This window comes from Intrasporangium mesophilum, assembly GCF_054783095.1.
Genome location: NZ_BAAGRF010000029.1, coordinates 177,414 through 193,354 on the forward strand (window position 1 = coordinate 177,414; position 15,941 = coordinate 193,354).

Annotated in this window: 13 protein-coding genes; 10 read left to right on the top strand and 3 right to left on the bottom strand. The window is 71.4% G+C overall.

All coding sequences use genetic code 11. The features are described 5' to 3' along the window. The first annotated feature begins 12 nt into the window (after positions 1 to 12). From ACYVLP_RS20705 to ACYVLP_RS20745, 9 genes are all read left to right on the top strand, one after another. A complete protein-coding gene (locus ACYVLP_RS20705; protein ID WP_460629208.1) occupies positions 13 to 1,002 on the top strand; it encodes a zinc-dependent alcohol dehydrogenase in 990 nt (329 codons plus the stop codon). 6 nt (positions 1,003 to 1,008) lie between these two features. Beyond that, positions 1,009 to 1,407, top strand: a complete 399-nt coding sequence (locus tag ACYVLP_RS20710; protein ID WP_460629209.1) for a 6-pyruvoyl trahydropterin synthase family protein — start codon at positions 1,009 to 1,011, stop codon at positions 1,405 to 1,407. Further along, complete coding sequence (locus tag ACYVLP_RS20715) at positions 1,404 to 2,522, top strand: glycosyltransferase family 4 protein (protein WP_460629210.1); 1,119 nt, start codon at positions 1,404 to 1,406, stop codon at positions 2,520 to 2,522. Before ACYVLP_RS20710 ends, ACYVLP_RS20715 begins: the two co-directional genes overlap by 4 nt. A 139-nt stretch (positions 2,523 to 2,661) precedes the next feature. Continuing rightward, complete coding sequence (locus ACYVLP_RS20720; RefSeq protein ID WP_460629211.1) at positions 2,662 to 3,645, top strand: lysylphosphatidylglycerol synthase transmembrane domain-containing protein; 984 nt, start codon at positions 2,662 to 2,664, stop codon at positions 3,643 to 3,645. Then, positions 3,638 to 4,330, top strand: coding sequence for a RibD family protein (locus ACYVLP_RS20725; protein WP_460629212.1), 693 nt, complete (start codon positions 3,638 to 3,640; stop codon positions 4,328 to 4,330). Before ACYVLP_RS20720 ends, ACYVLP_RS20725 begins: the two co-directional genes overlap by 8 nt. A gap of 80 nt (positions 4,331 to 4,410) precedes the next feature. Next, on the top strand, positions 4,411 to 5,358 hold the full coding sequence (locus ACYVLP_RS20730; protein WP_460629213.1) for a LysR family transcriptional regulator: 948 nt from the start codon (positions 4,411 to 4,413) through the stop codon (positions 5,356 to 5,358). 160 nt (positions 5,359 to 5,518) lie between these two features. Then, positions 5,519 to 7,042, top strand: a complete 1,524-nt coding sequence (locus tag ACYVLP_RS20735; RefSeq protein WP_460629214.1) for a gamma-glutamyltransferase — start codon at positions 5,519 to 5,521, stop codon at positions 7,040 to 7,042. Positions 7,043 to 7,072: 30 nt separating this feature from the next. Continuing rightward, complete coding sequence (locus tag ACYVLP_RS20740) at positions 7,073 to 8,410, top strand: class I SAM-dependent methyltransferase (protein WP_460629215.1); 1,338 nt, start codon at positions 7,073 to 7,075, stop codon at positions 8,408 to 8,410. Then, a complete protein-coding gene (locus tag ACYVLP_RS20745) occupies positions 8,407 to 9,294 on the top strand; it encodes a DUF1295 domain-containing protein (RefSeq protein WP_460629216.1) in 888 nt (295 codons plus the stop codon). The genes ACYVLP_RS20740 and ACYVLP_RS20745 overlap by 4 nt, the downstream gene beginning before the upstream one ends. Positions 9,295 to 9,386: 92 nt before the next feature. Here the strand turns inward: ACYVLP_RS20745 and ACYVLP_RS20750 are convergent, their stop codons facing one another. Both ACYVLP_RS20750 and ACYVLP_RS20755 read right to left on the bottom strand, forming a co-directional pair. Then, positions 9,387 to 11,909: a ComEC/Rec2 family competence protein gene (locus ACYVLP_RS20750; RefSeq protein WP_460629217.1), complete on the bottom strand. Its 2,523-nt coding sequence runs from the start codon at positions 11,907 to 11,909 to the stop codon at positions 9,387 to 9,389. Beyond that, positions 11,906 to 13,039 carry a helix-hairpin-helix domain-containing protein gene (locus ACYVLP_RS20755; protein WP_460629218.1) on the bottom strand — a complete coding sequence of 378 codons (1,134 nt, stop codon included), beginning with the start codon at positions 13,037 to 13,039 and terminating at the stop codon, positions 11,906 to 11,908. The genes ACYVLP_RS20750 and ACYVLP_RS20755 overlap by 4 nt, the downstream gene beginning before the upstream one ends. A gap of 191 nt (positions 13,040 to 13,230) precedes the next feature. Here ACYVLP_RS20755 and purU point away from each other — a divergent pair, with 191 nt between their 5' ends. Further along, a complete protein-coding gene (purU, locus tag ACYVLP_RS20760) occupies positions 13,231 to 14,073 on the top strand; it encodes a formyltetrahydrofolate deformylase (RefSeq protein WP_460629219.1) in 843 nt (280 codons plus the stop codon). A 117-nt stretch (positions 14,074 to 14,190) separates the two neighbouring features. On the opposite strand, the gene ACYVLP_RS20765 is transcribed toward purU, so the two are convergent. Then, positions 14,191 to 15,747 (bottom strand): outer membrane protein assembly factor BamB family protein, encoded by a 1,557-nt coding sequence (locus ACYVLP_RS20765; protein ID WP_460629220.1) that lies wholly within the window; start codon positions 15,745 to 15,747, stop codon positions 14,191 to 14,193. Positions 15,748 to 15,941 lie beyond the last annotated feature (194 nt).

A 15,941-nucleotide genomic window follows, 5' to 3' on the forward strand; every position in this document is an offset into this window, starting at 1 on the left:
TACGCTAGGCCCGTGACGAGGGGTGCGCGTGCGTTCTGGCTCACCGAGCCGGGCCGGGGTGAGATCCGCCTGGCCGACCTGCCGGACCCGGCGCCGGGTGAGGTGCTCGTCCGCACCCTGTACACCGGGATCAGCCGAGGCACCGAGTCGCTCGTCTTCGCTGGTCGGGTACCGCCGAGCCAGTATGCCGCGATGCGAGCTCCGCACCAGGAGGGCGAGTTTCCCGCTCCGGTGAAGTACGGGTACCTCAACGTGGGCATCGTCGAACAGGGCCCGAGCCACCTCACGGGGCGCACGGTGTTCAGCCTCTACCCTCACCAGACGGCATACGTCGTCGGGTCGGAGTCGGTCGTCGTCGTCCCTGACGACGTCCCCGCGGCCCGCGCGGTCCTCGCGGGCACGGTCGAGACGGCGGTGAATGCGCTCTGGGACGCCGCACCCCTCGTAGGGGACCGCGTCGCCGTTGTCGGCGCCGGCATGGTGGGCTGCTCCGTCGCCACGCTGCTCGCGCGCTATCCCGGGGTGCACGTGACCCTCGTCGACATCGACGAATCCCGCGCCGAGGTCGCGCAACGGCTCGGGGTCGACTTCGCCCGCCCCGACGACGCGGCGGGCTGGGTGCCGGATCACGACCTCGTGGTGCATACGAGCGCGTCGTCGGCAGGCCTGCAGCTTTCCCTGGACCTGCTGGGTATGGAAGGCAATGTGATCGACCTCAGCTGGTACGGCGACTCGCCCGTGCAGCTCCGCCTGGGTGGGTCGTTCCACTCGTCCCGCCTCGCCGTCCGGGCCAGCCAGGTCGGGATGGTCGCCACGTCACGGCGTGTCCGGCGGACGCCCGCCGACCGGCTGGCACTGGCACTCGACCTGCTCCGCGACCCGGCGTTCGACGCCCTTCTCACCGGCCGGTCACGGTTCGAGGACCTGCCCGAGGTGATGGCCGGCCTCGCGGACGGTTCCATGGCGGCGATCTGTCACACCATCAGCTACGAACAGGGGTGAATGCGGATGTTCAGCGTGACCGTGCGTGACCACATGATGATCGCCCACAGCTTCCGAGGGGAGGTCTTCGGACCCGCTCAGGCGCTGCACGGCGCCACGTACGTCGTCGACGCGACATTCCGCGGCCCCGAGCTCGACCCTGACAACATCCTCGTCGACATCGGGCTGGCTACCCAGCAGGTGAACGAGGTCATGGCGGGCCTGTCGTACCGCAACCTCGACGAGCTGCCCGAGCTCGTCGGCACGAACACGACGACGGAGGCACTGGCCCGCTTCGTCGCCGACCGGCTCGCAGAGCGTGTCCACGCAGGCCGGCTGGGCCGGGCCGCGGACCACGTCACCGAGATCGCCGTGACCCTCCACGAGTCTCACGTGGCATGGGCGTCGTACGACCGCCCGCTGTGACCGACGTTCACGCCGTCCTCCCGGACACGGTCCACCGCGCCGACCGGCCCAGTGGCGGCAACGTCTACGACCGTCGGCTCTGTGACGCGCTGGCCACGCTCGGCTGGACCATCCGAGAGCACCTGGTCGGGGGCACGTGGCCCCGCCCGGACCAGGCGGCCCGCGCCGCGCTCGCCCGTGTGCTGGATGCGGTGCCCACGGGAGCGGTTGTCCTCGTCGATGGTCTCGTCGCGTCAGGTTGTGCGGATGTGCTTGTGCCGCAAGCACATCGGCTGCGACTTGTGATCCTGGTCCATATGCCGTTGGGCCAGGACGGCACCGGCGACGACGGAGAGCGTCACGTGCTCACGACGGCCGCAGGAATCGTGACCACCAGCGAGTGGACGCGACGGAGGCTGCGGGAGCTCTATGAAATCGACCCCGATCGTCTGCATGTCGCCGTGCCCGGAGTCGACCGCGCCGACGTGGCTCCGGGCACGGACGGCGGCGGCCGCCTGCTGTGCGTCGCGGCCGTCACGCCGGGAAAAGGGCACGACCTGCTCGTGGACGCACTCGGCCTGGTGGACGACCTGCCCTGGAGCTGCATGTGCGCCGGTTCGCTCGAGATCGAGCCGCCTTTCGTGGCCGACCTTCGGCAGCAGGCCGCGAGACTCGGCCTCGACGACCGAGTGCGCCTCGTCGGGCCCCTCTCTCGCGTCGACCTCGACCGCGCCTATGCCGCCGCCGACCTGGTCGTGCTCGCCTCGCGCGCTGAGACCTACGGCATGGTGGTCACCGAGGCGCTGGCGAGGGGGCTCCCTGTGCTGGCAACTGCCGTGGGTGGACTGCCCGAGGCCCTGGGCGCGCGTCCGGACTTCGCCCCGCTGGACGGTGGCCCGGGATCTCCTCACACCAACCCGCACGCCGCCGCGCACGCCGAGTCGGACTCGACGCCTGGACTGCTGGTGCGACCGGAGGACTACGAAGCACTCGCTCAGGGAATGCGGAGGTGGTTGACGGATGCCCAACTGCGAGAGCGGCTGCGCACGGCTGCCAGGGAGCGGCGAAGCACGTTGCCCGACTGGACCGCCACGGCTCATCGTGTGTCAAACGTCCTGGCGCGACTGGCGGGCTGACATGCCGTCGTCTCCGGCTGCACACGCGGCTGCCGCCGCGACTGCTGCCGCCGCGACTGCTGAACCCGCGACTGCTGAACCCGTGGCGGGTCGTAGACGTCCTCCGGGTGGGACGTCCACAGCGGAAGGCCGGAGGAGCATGCGTCGCGAGATGTGGTGGCTGCGGCCCCTGGCTGGTGCCGCGATCCTCGGCGCGCTGGCCTGGCGGATCGGCACAGGTCCCTTCCTCGACGCCCTGCGCCGCGTGGACGGATGGTCGCTGTCGGCGGCGGCCGTCCTCGCAGCGCTGACCACCCTGTGCTGCGCCTGGCGGTGGGCGCTCGTGGCCCGCGGGCTCGGCGTGTCCCTGCCCCTGCGCTCGGCCGTCGCGGAGTACTACCGCTCCCAGTTCCTCAACGTGACGCTGCCCGGCGGCGTCGTCGGCGACGTTCGCCGAGGCGTCCGCCGCGGCCGCGACGCCGGCGACGTCGGGCGCGGGCTCCGCTCGGTCGTCTGGGAACGAACCGCCGGACAGGTCGTGCTCGTCATCGTCGCCCTGGGCGCCGTGCTCTGGCTGCCGTCGCCCATGCGGGCCCCGGTCCAGATCGCCGCCCTTCTCCTCGTCGTGGCCGCGATCGTGCTCGCGGTCGCAGCGCTCGCCGGCAGCAGGCTGGGCCATCCCGCGCTCTCGCGGGTCGGGCGCACAGTGGTCGACGACCTACGCGCTGGGGTGGTCGGGCGGCATACCGTCCTCGTCGTCGTCGCGTCGGTGGGGGCCGTGGCCGGCAACGTCATGACCTTCGGGATCGCCGCCCACAGCGCTGGGGTCGCGGTGTCGCCGGCGCGCCTGCTGCCGCTCGGACTCGTCGTCATGATCGCGATGGCCGTGCCGCTCAGCCTGGCCGGCTGGGGACCCCGCGAGGGGGCCACGGCATGGGCGTTCGGTGCCGCCGGGCTGGGCGTGAACCAGGGCGTCGCGGTGGCGGTGATCTACGGTGTCATGGTGCTCGTGGCCAGCCTGCCGGGGGCCGGGCTGCTCCTTGCAGGCCGGTGGGGACGCCGAGGCCGCGAGGCGGTCAGGGAGCCCGTGCGGGCCTCCGAGGCCGCGGCAGCACCCGACCACCGCAGGGCGGCGCATGGCTGAGCGCCCCTACACCCTGCTCAGCTGTGGCATGTCCATCGACGGGTATCTCGACACGTGCTCGTCCACACGTCTGCTGCTGTCGAACGACGAGGACTTCGACCGGGTCGACGCCGAGCGGGCCGCGTCCGACGCGATCCTCGTGGGCGCCACGACGATCCGGAAGGACAACCCTCGCCTGCTCGTCCGGTCAGCCGACCGACGGGCAGAGCGGGTGTCGCGAGGGCTTCCGGCGTCGCCGACCAAGGTGACCGTCACCGGCTCGGGGCAGCTCGAGTGCACCGCACGGTTCTTCACCGCAGGCGATGTCGACAGGCTGGTCTACTGCGCGACGGGCTCCCTGTCCGCAGCGCGGCAGGACCTCGGGGCGGTCGCAACAGTCGTCGACGGCGGACAGCCGGTGACGATGCAGCGGGTCTGCGAGGACCTGCACCGCCGTGGAGTGCGTCGGCTCATGGTCGAGGGCGGCGGGACGGTGCACACGCAGCTGCTCACCGCGGATCTCGCGGACGAGCTGCAGCTGGTCGTGGCTCCGTTCTTCGTGGGCGACTCTGGCGCGCGTCGGTTCGTCGGCGACGGGCGCTTCCCGTGGAACCCCGAGCGGCGGGCGACCCTGGCCCAGGTGCGCCAGATCGGCGACGTCGTCCTGCTCCGCTACGCGCTCTCCGAGCGGTTCCGGATGGACTGAGCGCGCCTCTGGGCGCAGGTCTGCACTCACTCCACGTGTGAGAACGAGGGAAATGCATAATCATCGGTTATGATGAGTTCATGATCGACGCTGCCGGCCTGAGGGTCATGAAGGCCATTGCCGACGAGGGAAGCTTCACGAGCGCCGCCAACGCGCTCGGCTTCACCCAGCCCGCCATCTCGCAGATGGTCCGCCGGCTCGAGCAGCGCACTGGCACCGTGCTTGTCGAGCGCTACGGCCGGCAGGTCCGACTCACCGAGGCCGGCCAGGTGCTCGCGCGCCACGCCGTTGGTGTGCTCGCCGCGCTCGACGCTGCCGAGGAGGAGATCACCGCGATCGCCGGACTGCGCGCCGGTCGGGTGCGGCTCCAGGCTTTCCCCAGCTCGTCGGCCACGCTCGTGCCGAAGACCCTGGCGATCCTCAAGGCCAAGCACCCCGACATCACCGTCACCTTCACCGAGGCTGAGCCGCCCGAGTCGCTCGCGGCGCTGCGCAACGGCGACTGCGACGTCGCGGTCGCGTTCGCCTACGAGGGCGCCGACCTCGGCGAGCTCGAGGAGGACCTGTCTCTGCTCGTCACCCGCCGCCTCATGGACGACGAGGTGCGGCTCGTCGTCCCCGCGGCGCACCCGCTCGCCGGCGCTGGGACGGCCCGGCTCTCCGACTTCTCGGGCGAGGAGTGGATCGCGGGCTGTCCGCGATGCCGCGGCCATCTCCTGTCCCTCGCCGACCACGAGGGTTTCCGCCCCAACGTCGCGTTCGAGACCGAGGACTATGTCGCCCAGCTCGGCCTCGTGACGGCCGGCCTCGGGGTGGCGCTGGTTCCCGACCTCATCCTCAACGCGGCCAAGCACGACCACGTGGCCACGCTGCCCCTGTCCCCCGCCTCCCGCCGGCAGATCCTCGCGGTCACCACGCCCGACCTGCAGCGGGTGCCCGCCGTCGCCGCCGCGCTCGACGCGCTCTGCCAGGCCGCCGGCGCCGACCCGAGGGTCTCGGCGGCCGAGCTCGTCGCCGCGCGCGCCTGAGCGCCCTTCGACCGACCGCCCTCAAGGGCTGCGGCGGATCGGTGTAGGGCCGCTCGTGGGCGCCGCCGCGGGCGTTCGCGGGTCACGCTCGCTCCGACGACGTATGCCGTCCCCACCGCCGGTCCGTGCCGTGCGGGCCGATCTCGGCCAGAATGCCGTCATGACACGGGTCGCGCTCGCCGCCACCGGAACCGTTGCGCTGGAGGCCGGGCTGGAGGCAGCCGCCGAGGGAGGCAACGCCGTCGACGCCGCTGTGGCGGCGGCCATCGCGGCGATGAGCACCGAGCCCGGTGTCGTCAGCCTCATGGGCGGCGCCTTCGTCAACATCTGGCCTGCCGGCGCCGATCCGGTCGTCATCGACGGCAACGTCGAGATGCCCGGCCGCGGCCTGGACCGGGCCGCCTTCGGCCGCGGCGTCCGCCAGGTGCACACGGACTACGGCGGCGGTGTCGACCTTGGAGCCGGACACGGCTCCGTGGCGAACTCCGGCGCGCTGCAAGCACTTTCGATCACGCAGCAGCGATATGCGAGGCTTCCTTGGCGACGGCTGGTCGAGCCCGCTGCCCGAGCCTGCCGCCAGGGTTACCCCGTCGGCGCCGCCGCAGCGCTCTACCTCGGCATCGTCCGCGACAGCCTGTTCGGCGACGACCCTGAGGCCCACGCGCTCGTGACCGGAGCCGACGGCGGTGCGCTCCAGCCGGGCGAGACGTCAACCAACATCGATCTCGCCGACGTTCTCGACCTCCTTGCGGTACAGGGGATCTCGCTCGTGACGACCGGAGCCGTGGCGCGTGTCCTCGTTGACGACATGGCCGCGAACGGAGGGCTGATCACTCATGCCGACCTGACGGCATACGAGGCTGTCCTGCGCACTCCGACGACGCGAGCCATCGGGGACTGGACCGTCGCCTTCAACCCCCCGCCGTCGGTGGGAGGACCCATGCTCGCGGTCATGCTCGGCGAGCTGGCCGGGCTCGACGACTGGTCGTGGACGGACGTCATCGACATCCAGCGGCGAGTGCTCTCGTATCGCCTCGGGGTGCATGACCGGTCGCGCGACCTGCACGCCGACGGGCACGCCCTGCTGACGTCGGTCGAGAGGTACGGACTCGCTGGCCTGCCCAGCTCGGCCTCGACCGCCCACGTGTCTGCGGTCGACGAGCACGGCACGGCCTGTGCCGTGACGACGTCGAGCGGGTACGGGGCCGGCATGGTGATACCCGGTACCGGCATCCTGCTCAACAACTCACTCGGTGAGCCGGAGCTCAACCGCCTCGGCCTGCACGCCGTCCCGCCAGGGACCCGACTCGCATCGAACATGGCACCCACGACCGCTCGAAGCGCGTCCGGTGGCGCCCTCGCGATCGGCTCGCCCGGCGCGGACCGGATCACGACCGCGCTCCTCCAGGTGCTGGCTCGCGTGCTGCTGCGGGGCGAACCGCTTCAGGCGGCGGTCGACGCACCGCGGCTCCATGTGCGGTTCATGGAGGACGGGTCGCCGCGAGTCGAGCTCGAGCCGTCGGACGAGCTTCAAGCCGCCGTCTCAGCGAGCGGCCTTGTCTCACATGCCTATCCGAGCCCGCACATGTATTTCGGCGGTGTCGGCGCGGCTGAGCTGGCGGAGCGTGGACTCGTCGCCGCAGGCGATGCGCGCCGCGAGGCCGCAGTCGGCTTGTCGGCGTGACGGAGTGGTCTGAGTGCGGACGGAGCGGCCATGACCACCACCGACGGCCTGACGTCAACTGCTGCCGGCCACCGATCCAGTGTCGCCGAGCGGCTCGCCGAGCTCGTGAGTCCGTGGCTCGAACCGCTTCCAGTTCGCGTCCGTGCCTGGGACGGGAGCGCCACCGGGCCGGATGACGCGCCGACCGTCGTGGTGCTGGACCCAGCCGCGCTCCGGCGCGTGCTGCGGCACCCAGGCGAGCTGGGCATCGCGCAGGCCTACGTCACCGGCGAGCTCGACGTCGAGGGAGACCTGCTCGACGGCTTCCGCCGGATCCGTCGCGCCGTGCGGGAGCCTGCGCCCGTGAGGCCTCGCCCGGCGAGCGGCATCGCTCGTGCGGCGCGAGCCGCCAGGTCGGTGCCCGCAGTCGCGCGATCGCTGCGGACCGCAGCCGACCTCGGCGGCCTCGGCTGGCCTCCGCCACCGCCGGCGTCACAGGCACGGCTCCGGGGCCGCCTGCACTCGCTCACCCGTGACCGGAGGGCGATCGAGCACCACTACAACCTGTCGAACGAGTTCTACGCGCTCATCCTCGACCCCGATCTCGTCTACTCGTGCGCGTACTGGACGAGCGACGACCCCGGCTACACGCTCGAGGACGCCCAGCGCGACAAGCTCGACCTGATCTGCCGCAAGCTCGACCTGCGCCCGGGGAGCCGCCACCTCGACATCGGGTGCGGGTGGGGTGCGCTGGCCGTGCACGCGGCGGAACGCTACGGCGCGACGGTCGTGGGCGTGACCGTGTCCAGCGAGCAGAAGGCGTTCGCCGACCGGCGCATCCGGGAGCGGGGGGTCGAAGGCCGGGTGGAGATCCGCCTGCAGGACTACCGAGAAGTGCCGGACGGGCCGTTCGACACCGTGTCCGCGATCGAGATGGGCGAGCACGTGGGAGACGCCAACTATCCCGAGTTCTCACGTCAGCTCGGTCGCTTGGTGCGTCCGGGCGGTCGCGTGCTCGTCCAGCAGATGTCGCGTTCGACCCGCCCGGGAGGCGGCCCGTTCATCGAGGCGTTCATCGCCCCGGACATGTCGATGCGCCCGGTCGGCGACACTGTCGCGATGATCGAGCGCGCCGGCCTCGAGGTGCGCGACGTGCACGCTCTTCGCGAGCACTATGTGCAGACCGTCTCGGCGTGGTACGCGACGTTCGAGCGCTGCTTTGACCGCGTGGTCGGTCTCGTGGGCCCAGAGGTGGCGCGGGTCTGGCGGCTCTACCTGGTCGGCGGCGCCCTGGCCTTCGAGGAGGGCCGGATGGGTGTCGACCAGATCCTCGCCATCCGACCGACCGGCGACGGGCGCAGCGCCATGCCGATGGTCCGGGCCAGATGACCGTCCCCGCCGAGCCGAGCGTTGCCAGCACAGCCATCTGGAGCGCGGCGGATGCCGGGGGCATCGGTAGCGGGTTCGAGCTGGGCGAGTTCGGCCGGACGCTGCCCTTGACGGTGCTCTCTGTGGCTGTCGTCCTGGCCGTGACCCTTGGCATCGCGTTGCGATTCGGCCGGCACGCCGTCGTCGACGTCGCCTGGGGGCTCGGCTTCGTCGCCATCGCCGTGACCGCGTTCGGCACGTCGTCGGGATCTGGCGACGGCCTGCGCCGGTGGACGAGCCTGTTGTTGACCGCCGTCTGGGGGCTGCGCCTGGCAGCGCACGTCTGGCTGCGTTCGCGCGGTCGAGGCGAGGACCCGAGGTACGAGGCGATGCTGGCCCGTGCTCCGGACGGCCGCACGGGCTACGCCGTCAGGCACATCTATGTGCCGCAAGGCGCGGTCATGTGGTTCGTGTCGCTCCCGGTGCAGGTTGCCATGTTCGAGCGGGGCGGGATCGGTTGGGTTCTCTGGCTCGGGGTCGCGATCTGGGTGGTCGGCTTCGTCTTCGAGACCATCGGCGACCTTCAGCTCACGCGATTCCGCGGCGACCCGACGACGGCGGGCAAGGTGCTGGACACGGGACTGTGGAGGTACACGAGACACCCGAACTACTTCGGCGACGCCTGCGTCTGGACGGGGCTCTTCCTTGTGGCCGCGAGCGCCTGGCCCGGCGTGCTGACGATCCTGTCGCCCGCCGTCATGACGTGGAACCTCTACAACGGGACGGGGAAGAAGCTGCTGGAGAAGGACATCGGCGACCGGCGCCCCGGCTACGCCGACTATGTCCGGCGCACGAGCGGCTTCGTCCCCTGGCCTCCGCGACGTGAGCGGGCCGGGCGTCCCTGACGTACGGCATACCTCGGCCCGCCGGGACCGCGTGGGGCTGGTGGGACGGGTCGCCCACTCGACCAGGAGAGCGCCCGCACGGTCACGGTGCGTCACCGCGACACCGCACGTATGCCGGATGCGTCCTCGACGACAGCGACGTCGCCTTCGAGGTCGGTGCGGTGTACCTCGAAACCCCGCGACTCGAGCGCATGCAGCGTCGACGGCGCCGGATGACCGTAGTCGTTGTCCTTGCCGACACTGATGACGGCCAGGCGGCCTTCCACCCGGTCGAGAAGCCGGTCATCGCGGTTGCTCGACCCGTGGTGCGGGACCTTGAGGACATCGACATGGCCCCATCTGGCCGGCTCGAGCGCCGCCTCGTGCAGAACCTCTGCGGCCGCCTCTCGCTCGATGTCACCCGCGAGCAGCAGCGTCACACCACGGACATGCATGGTCAGCACGATGGACGCGTTGTTGGGCACCGACCCGGCGTCGATGCGACGAGCGGGCCACCACACGTCAGCGGTGACTCCCCTGACCGAGATGCTCTGCCCGGCCCTGAGGTCGGACACCCGCACCTGTGCCTGGGCCGCGAGGCGCGCCACGTGCAACGCCTCCGCGGGCGGGTCGCGGACCGGTGATGCGAGGACCTCGCCGACCGGCCGATCCAGCACCCCGGCAAACCCCTCGGCATGATCGGCGTGGTAGTGCGTGAGGACGACGAGATCGACCGATGTCGCCCCGACTCGATCGAGACATCCACGGATGAGGCGGGGCTCGGGGCCGGTGTCGACCACGATGACGTGGCCCTGCCCAAGGTCCACCACCAGTGCGTCGCCCTGCCCGACGTCGCACGCGATGAGCACCCATCCAGGCGGCGGCCAGGCGAGCGCAGCAGTGGGCGCGAGGAACCCGACTGTGAGGAGCACGACAGCCGTCGCCACGGTCGGACGGTGCCGGCTGCGGTGCCAGGCCCAGGGTGCAAGGGCAATCACCGCCGTCGTCACGAGCGCGAGAGCGACTGCGGCCCCTGCGGAGTCTCCCCACGCGATGACACCGCCCGGCGTCTGGGCGCACCACCTCGCTACGGCGGCGATGGCCTGGGCAGGTGCGGCCGCAGCCCACGCCAGCCATCCGGCGGCGGTGATGGACACGACGGACAGGGCTGCGACCGCGACGCCGAGGACCGTGGCCGGCGCGACGAACGGGGCGGCCAGCAGGTTCGCGACGATCGCGACCAGAGAGACCGAACCCTGCAGTGGCGCGACGATCGGAGCACACACCACCTGCGCCGCCACGGGCACCGCGACGACCGGTCCCAGCCAGCCCAGGCGGCGCGGGAGCCATCTGGCCAGCGTCAGACCCCAAGGCCTCGCGAACACGAGCAACCCGAGTGTCGCCACGCTCGAGAGTGCGAAGCCGTAGGACCGCGACAGCCATGGATCCCACACGAGCAGGACAGTCACGGCCCCGGCCAGCGCGGGCACGCCCGCCCGTCGACGGGACATGGACAGGCCGGCCAGGCCGACGGCTCCCATCACCGCGGCACGCACCACGCTCGGCTCAGGGCGAGCGAGCACGACGAAGGCCGCCAGGACGACAACAGACACGAATGCGCGCCACCGCCTGCGGATCCCGGCGAGCCCACACAGCCCGACCGCGGCCGCGAGCACGAGCGTCACGTTGCTCCCGGACACGGCGCTGAGATGGCTGAGCCCGGTCGCCTGCATCGCCTCGGTCAGATCTGGAGGGGTTCGCGTCGTGTCACCGACGACAAGAGCCGGGACCAGGCCGCGCGCGTCGGACCAGACATCGCCGGTCGCGGCAAGGAACCTGCTCCGGACGTGCTCTGCCGCGGCGTACACAGCACCCGGAGCGCTCGTCACTCGCATCGCACCCTTCGGGCGTGCGACCGCGACGACGTCGTCGCCCGGCTGGGCCGGCTCCAGCCGCACGACCGCCGCCACATGCTCGTCCCAGCGGAGCGCGGCCCACTGCCCGCCCGAGGCGACGACGAGCACCGGTGTCTGGACTGACATGCGCTCTCCCCGGCCCTGCACCTGCTCGACCTCGAGCACGACGGCCGACGTGGCCCGCCTGGCCGATCCGGCTCCCTGGGCGACCGGACGCGGCTGCCCGGCAACGCGTGCGGCGATCGTCACCACCGCCCGCTGTTCCGCCAGGGCCTCCACAGGGCCGACGGATCGCAGCAACCGGTGGCCGACCCCGGCCACCAGCAGCAGGGCGACAACGGCCAGGACCGCGGCGGCCGGACGCAGCCACGACCCGACCGCCGATAGACGGGCCACCAGTCGACGCGCCTGCGGCTCGGCACCCGCACCGTGTGAAGGTCGACCACCTGGGCGACCGGCCCGCCCTCCACGTCGCGCGGTGAGCAGGATGGCCGATGCCGCCGCCAGCGCGCACAGCCCCGCCGCGCCGACGAGCGGGATCGGCGCGAGCAGACCCCAGAACCCGAGCACCGGCCAGGCGACCAGGACCGGGAGCAGCAGCCGAAGGTCGAGCCTCCGCTCGACCTTCGGCCGCACTCGAGGGACGGGGTCACGACCTGCCGGCTCGACCACGGAGCGGCGCTCGACCACGGAGCGGCGGCTCGCGCGATGGCTGTTCACAGGGTGACCCGGGGCCGCAGTCGGGCCATCAGCTTGTCGCCGATCCCGCTGACCTCGCCGAGCTCGTCGACCGACGTGAATCGACCATGCGCTGTGCGCCAGTCGAGGATGCGCTGCGCCAGAACGGGACCGACTCCGGGCAGGGAGTCAAGCGATGCCAGGTCCGCGGAGTTCAGGCTCACGGCCAGCGCGTCTGCGGTCCCGGCGGCCCCGGGCCCCGGCGACGGGCCACCCGTGCCTGCCGACCCCAGGGACGAGCCACCGAGTGCTGAACCGGGGGCCGCCACGGACGCCTCACCGACCTTCGGGACCCGGACCTGCTCGCCGTCGACAAGTTGCCGGGCCAGGTTCAGCGCGCCGAGGTCCGCCCCGCGGCTCGCGCCACCAGCACTCGTGATCGCGTCGGCAACGCGAGCGCCCGGCCTCAGCCGGACCAGACCTGGGCGCGCCACCCTCCCCACGACGTCGACCACCACCTCTCCGGCAGGACCGGCCGCCGGCAGCCCGGCCGACGACGGCTGGGCCGAGGCACTACCCGCGAAGCGATCCGTGGGACGGATGTCCTCGGACGCGGCACCGAACGCGCTCGAACCTGCCGCGGCAGCGACAGGCGTGCCTCCGACCACCACGGAGCCGGTGCCGCCGGGGGCGATGGCCGGGCCGACCGATCGCTCGGCCCAGAGCACCCGCAGCACGAAGGCGCATCCGACAGCGACGGCGAGCGCGACCAGCGCCACGATCGCGGTGCTCGACACCGACCGGCGACCTTCGCGCACGCTGTCGGGCAACGTGAGGAACGCTGGCCGCCGAGCCCGCCTGAGGGCGGCGTCGAGGCGGGTGGCGTCGTCGGACCTCGGTCCGGCCTCGTCGATGGCGCGACTCAGCCGGCCGGTGAGCGCGGCACCGCGCCCTTCTGGAAGGTCGGGGACCCAAGACAGGTCCGAGTCAACGTCGTCGGCAGCACCCCCGTCCGGAGCACCGTCTCGCCCCGGTGCGACAAGCCCGCCGGTTTCCGAGCCGGGTCGATCGGCTGCCGCTGCCTCGCCGGCGACCGGACCGACCGGCTGATCCCGAAGGATCCGCGCGACGCGCTCCAGGTCGGTCGGTGGGCGAAGGCGACGGAACGGCATACGGCGACGTTAGGAACCGGGCGACCCACGCGCCGCCACGCGAGCTCGGCCTGGGGACAACGGCATACGCGGGCAAGGGGGTGTGGACGCCACCTCGCGGGCCACGGCGTACACATCTGCGAACGGTCACAGCCCGAGACGGCGCCAGTCCCGATTTCGGCCTCTGGGCGCGACTGGTCCAGACTGCTCCAATGGCCAGGCACATCATGACCCTCACGTGCGACGACCGGCCGGGGATCGTCGCGGCCGTATCGTCGGCCCTGCTTGCGGTCTCGGCCAACATCGTCGAGAACCAGCAGTACTCCGACGAGGCCACCGGCCTGTTCTTCATGCGCACCGTGTTCGACGCCGACGCCGCCGAGGTCGACGCAGTGCTCGAGGCGATCCGGCAGAGCCCCGCCGTCGCCCACCAGCACCTGGCCGTCCGGCCCGCTGACGAGCACTGCCGGACCATCATCCTCGTCAGCAAGTTCGACCACTGCCTGCTCGACCTCCTCTACCGCTGGAGGTCGGGCGACCTGCCGATCGACATCGTCGGCGTCGTGTCCAACCACGAGGACTGCCGGGGGCTCGTCGAGTACTACGGACTGCCGTTCACGGTCATCCCGGTCAGCTCGGACACGAAGGCCGAAGCAGAGGCGGAGCTGCTGCGCATGGTCGACGCCAACGACGTGGGTCTCGTCGTCCTCGCTCGCTACATGCAGATCCTCAGCGACAGCCTGTGCATCGCTCTCGAGGGACGGGCGATCAACATCCACCACTCGTTCCTCCCCGGCTTCAAGGGCGCCAAGCCGTACCACCAGGCGCACGACCGTGGCGTGAAGCTGATCGGAGCCTCCGCCCACTACGTCACCGCGGACCTGGACGAGGGGCCGATCATCGAGCAGGACGTCGTCCGGGTCACCCACGCGGAGTCGCCCGAGCGACTCGTCGCGATCGGGCGTGACGTCGAGCGGCGGGTGCTTTCGCGGGCGGTGCGCGACCACGCCGAGTCGCGCGTGTTCCTCTCGGGTCGACGCACGATCGTCTTCTGAGCCACCAGCCCGGCTCCGGTATGCCGCGACCCACCGTCACGAACGAGGGTCGGCGACGCGGGGGCTCCCACGTCGCCGACCCTCCCCTCCCCCCTGAGCCGAGCCCCGGCTCGAAGGTCACTTCACGGTGAAGGCGTACAGCTTGTTGTTCGGGGTCCCGAAGCCGAAGTTGCTGTAACCAGAGCCCCAGTAGACCGTGCCGTTGGAGATCGCCGCGCCGGACAGGCACGACCCCCCGCTGGCGAACTCCCAGAGTTCCGCCCCGCTGGCCGCATCAAGGGCATACATGTAACCGTTATCGTCGAGGGAGCACCCGAAAACGACGCCGTTGGCCGTCGTCACTGGTCCGGACGTACCACCGCCGTGCTTTGGCACGGTCTGCCACAGGAGCTGCCCCGTCGCTGCGTCGAGCGCGGACCAGAGACCCGTACTGGTGACCGACCCATCGGGCAGCGTCCACGGCTTGCCGTTGCTGTTCGCGTTGGCGGCGTAGACCCGCTTGCCATCGACGGCTGATCCCCACTGGAGGCCGCCGGCCGTGCCCCCGGGGCCGGTGACCGTCACCCAGGCCACCTGCCCGGTACCGGGGTCGAGTGCCCAGTACTGTCCGCTCTTCTGGCCTACGCCGACGAGCTCACGCCCAGTCGTGGTCTTGAACAGCGCCGGCGCCTGGGCGAAGTCGTAGTCAGGGCCCTGGGGCTCAGGGCAGTTAGACCCGTCTCCAATGCCGGGGATGCAGTCGGCCGTCCACGCGTCGAAGGAGATCGCGGAGGTCGCCCACTTGACCGCACCGGTGCGCATGTCGAGCGCGAGGATCGAGTCGAAGTAGTCGTTGGCCGGCAGACAGGCCTTCTTGTCCGCCGGGGGCGCAGCAGCGACACAGTCCAGGACGCTCTGAGGAAGGTTGTAGTTGTTGCCGGTCGCGATGTAGACGGACCCGCGTTTCGTGTCGACCGCCGGCGAGCTGCCCCAGACCGCTCCGCCGGGGTAGTTCGAGCCAGGCGTCATGTACGTCTTCCACAGGATCTTGCCGGTCCGGAGGTCGAGCGCTGCCATGCTGCCCCGGAAGGTGCAGCACACATAGCCCGGGATCACCGAGTACGCCTCCTCCTGCGAGGACGTCCCCACGTAGACGACGCCGTCGAAGATCGTCGCCGACTGCGTGATGACCGCAGCCGGGTGGCTCTCGAGCTGGGTCTTCCACAGCAGAGCACCGGTGGCCTTGTCGACCGCGACGACGGCGCCTCCACCGCCGAACGGACCCTGGTTGCCGATGACGAGGGCCGTGTCGGACAGGGCGGGCGTCGCCCGGGCCTTGTCGCCGGGCACCCCGGTGTAGTCGGACATCTTCTTCTGCCAGACCACCGCGCCGGTGGCGCGGCTGACGGCGTACAGGTTGCCGGACCAGTCCGGGAAGTACACCTGCTGCCCGTCGACCGCCGGCGTGGCCGAGACGTCACCCCCGGTCGTGAGCACCCACTTCATCGTGAGGTTTCCGACCGTTTCAGGCGAGATCTTCGACTCGTTCGCCGCGAATCTCGTGTTCTGCCGGTCACCCCCGGCAGAGTTCCAACCCGTTCCCCCCGGCGCAGCTGCGGCTTGCCCCCCGATCAGCAGTGACCCAACGGCCACCACCGCCAAGACCAGCCGTGCGCGCATTCGTGTGCTCTTCATGTCGCTCCTCGGCTGGGCGACCCCGAGAGGGTCGCCGTTGACCCTGTCGGACCAGGCCAACGTAGACCCGCGCGAGTCGCGCGGTAGCAGTTTCGAAAACTCTCGAGGACAGGTCCGGACTTGTCCTGACGGGCCGGGCGCGGGAGTTGGCTGGCGGGCCCGGGACGCTTCCACCCCAGCGCGTTCGGGCCTGG

Coding starts and splice junctions, on each gene's coding strand:
- ACYVLP_RS20710 (WP_460629209.1), top strand. CDS start 1,009: ATGTTCAGCGTGACCGTGCGTGACCACATGATGATCGCCCACAGCTTC.
- ACYVLP_RS20765 (WP_460629220.1), bottom strand. CDS start 15,747: ATGAAGAGCACACGAATGCGCGCACGGCTGGTCTTGGCGGTGGTGGCC.
- ACYVLP_RS20755 (WP_460629218.1), bottom strand. CDS start 13,039: ATGCCGTTCCGTCGCCTTCGCCCACCGACCGACCTGGAGCGCGTCGCG.
- ACYVLP_RS20730 (WP_460629213.1), top strand. CDS start 4,411: ATGATCGACGCTGCCGGCCTGAGGGTCATGAAGGCCATTGCCGACGAG.
- ACYVLP_RS20745 (WP_460629216.1), top strand. CDS start 8,407: ATGACCGTCCCCGCCGAGCCGAGCGTTGCCAGCACAGCCATCTGGAGC.
- purU (WP_460629219.1), top strand. CDS start 13,231: ATGGCCAGGCACATCATGACCCTCACGTGCGACGACCGGCCGGGGATC.
- ACYVLP_RS20740 (WP_460629215.1), top strand. CDS start 7,073: ATGACCACCACCGACGGCCTGACGTCAACTGCTGCCGGCCACCGATCC.
- ACYVLP_RS20725 (WP_460629212.1), top strand. CDS start 3,638: ATGGCTGAGCGCCCCTACACCCTGCTCAGCTGTGGCATGTCCATCGAC.
- ACYVLP_RS20720 (WP_460629211.1), top strand. CDS start 2,662: ATGCGTCGCGAGATGTGGTGGCTGCGGCCCCTGGCTGGTGCCGCGATC.
- ACYVLP_RS20735 (WP_460629214.1), top strand. CDS start 5,519: ATGACACGGGTCGCGCTCGCCGCCACCGGAACCGTTGCGCTGGAGGCC.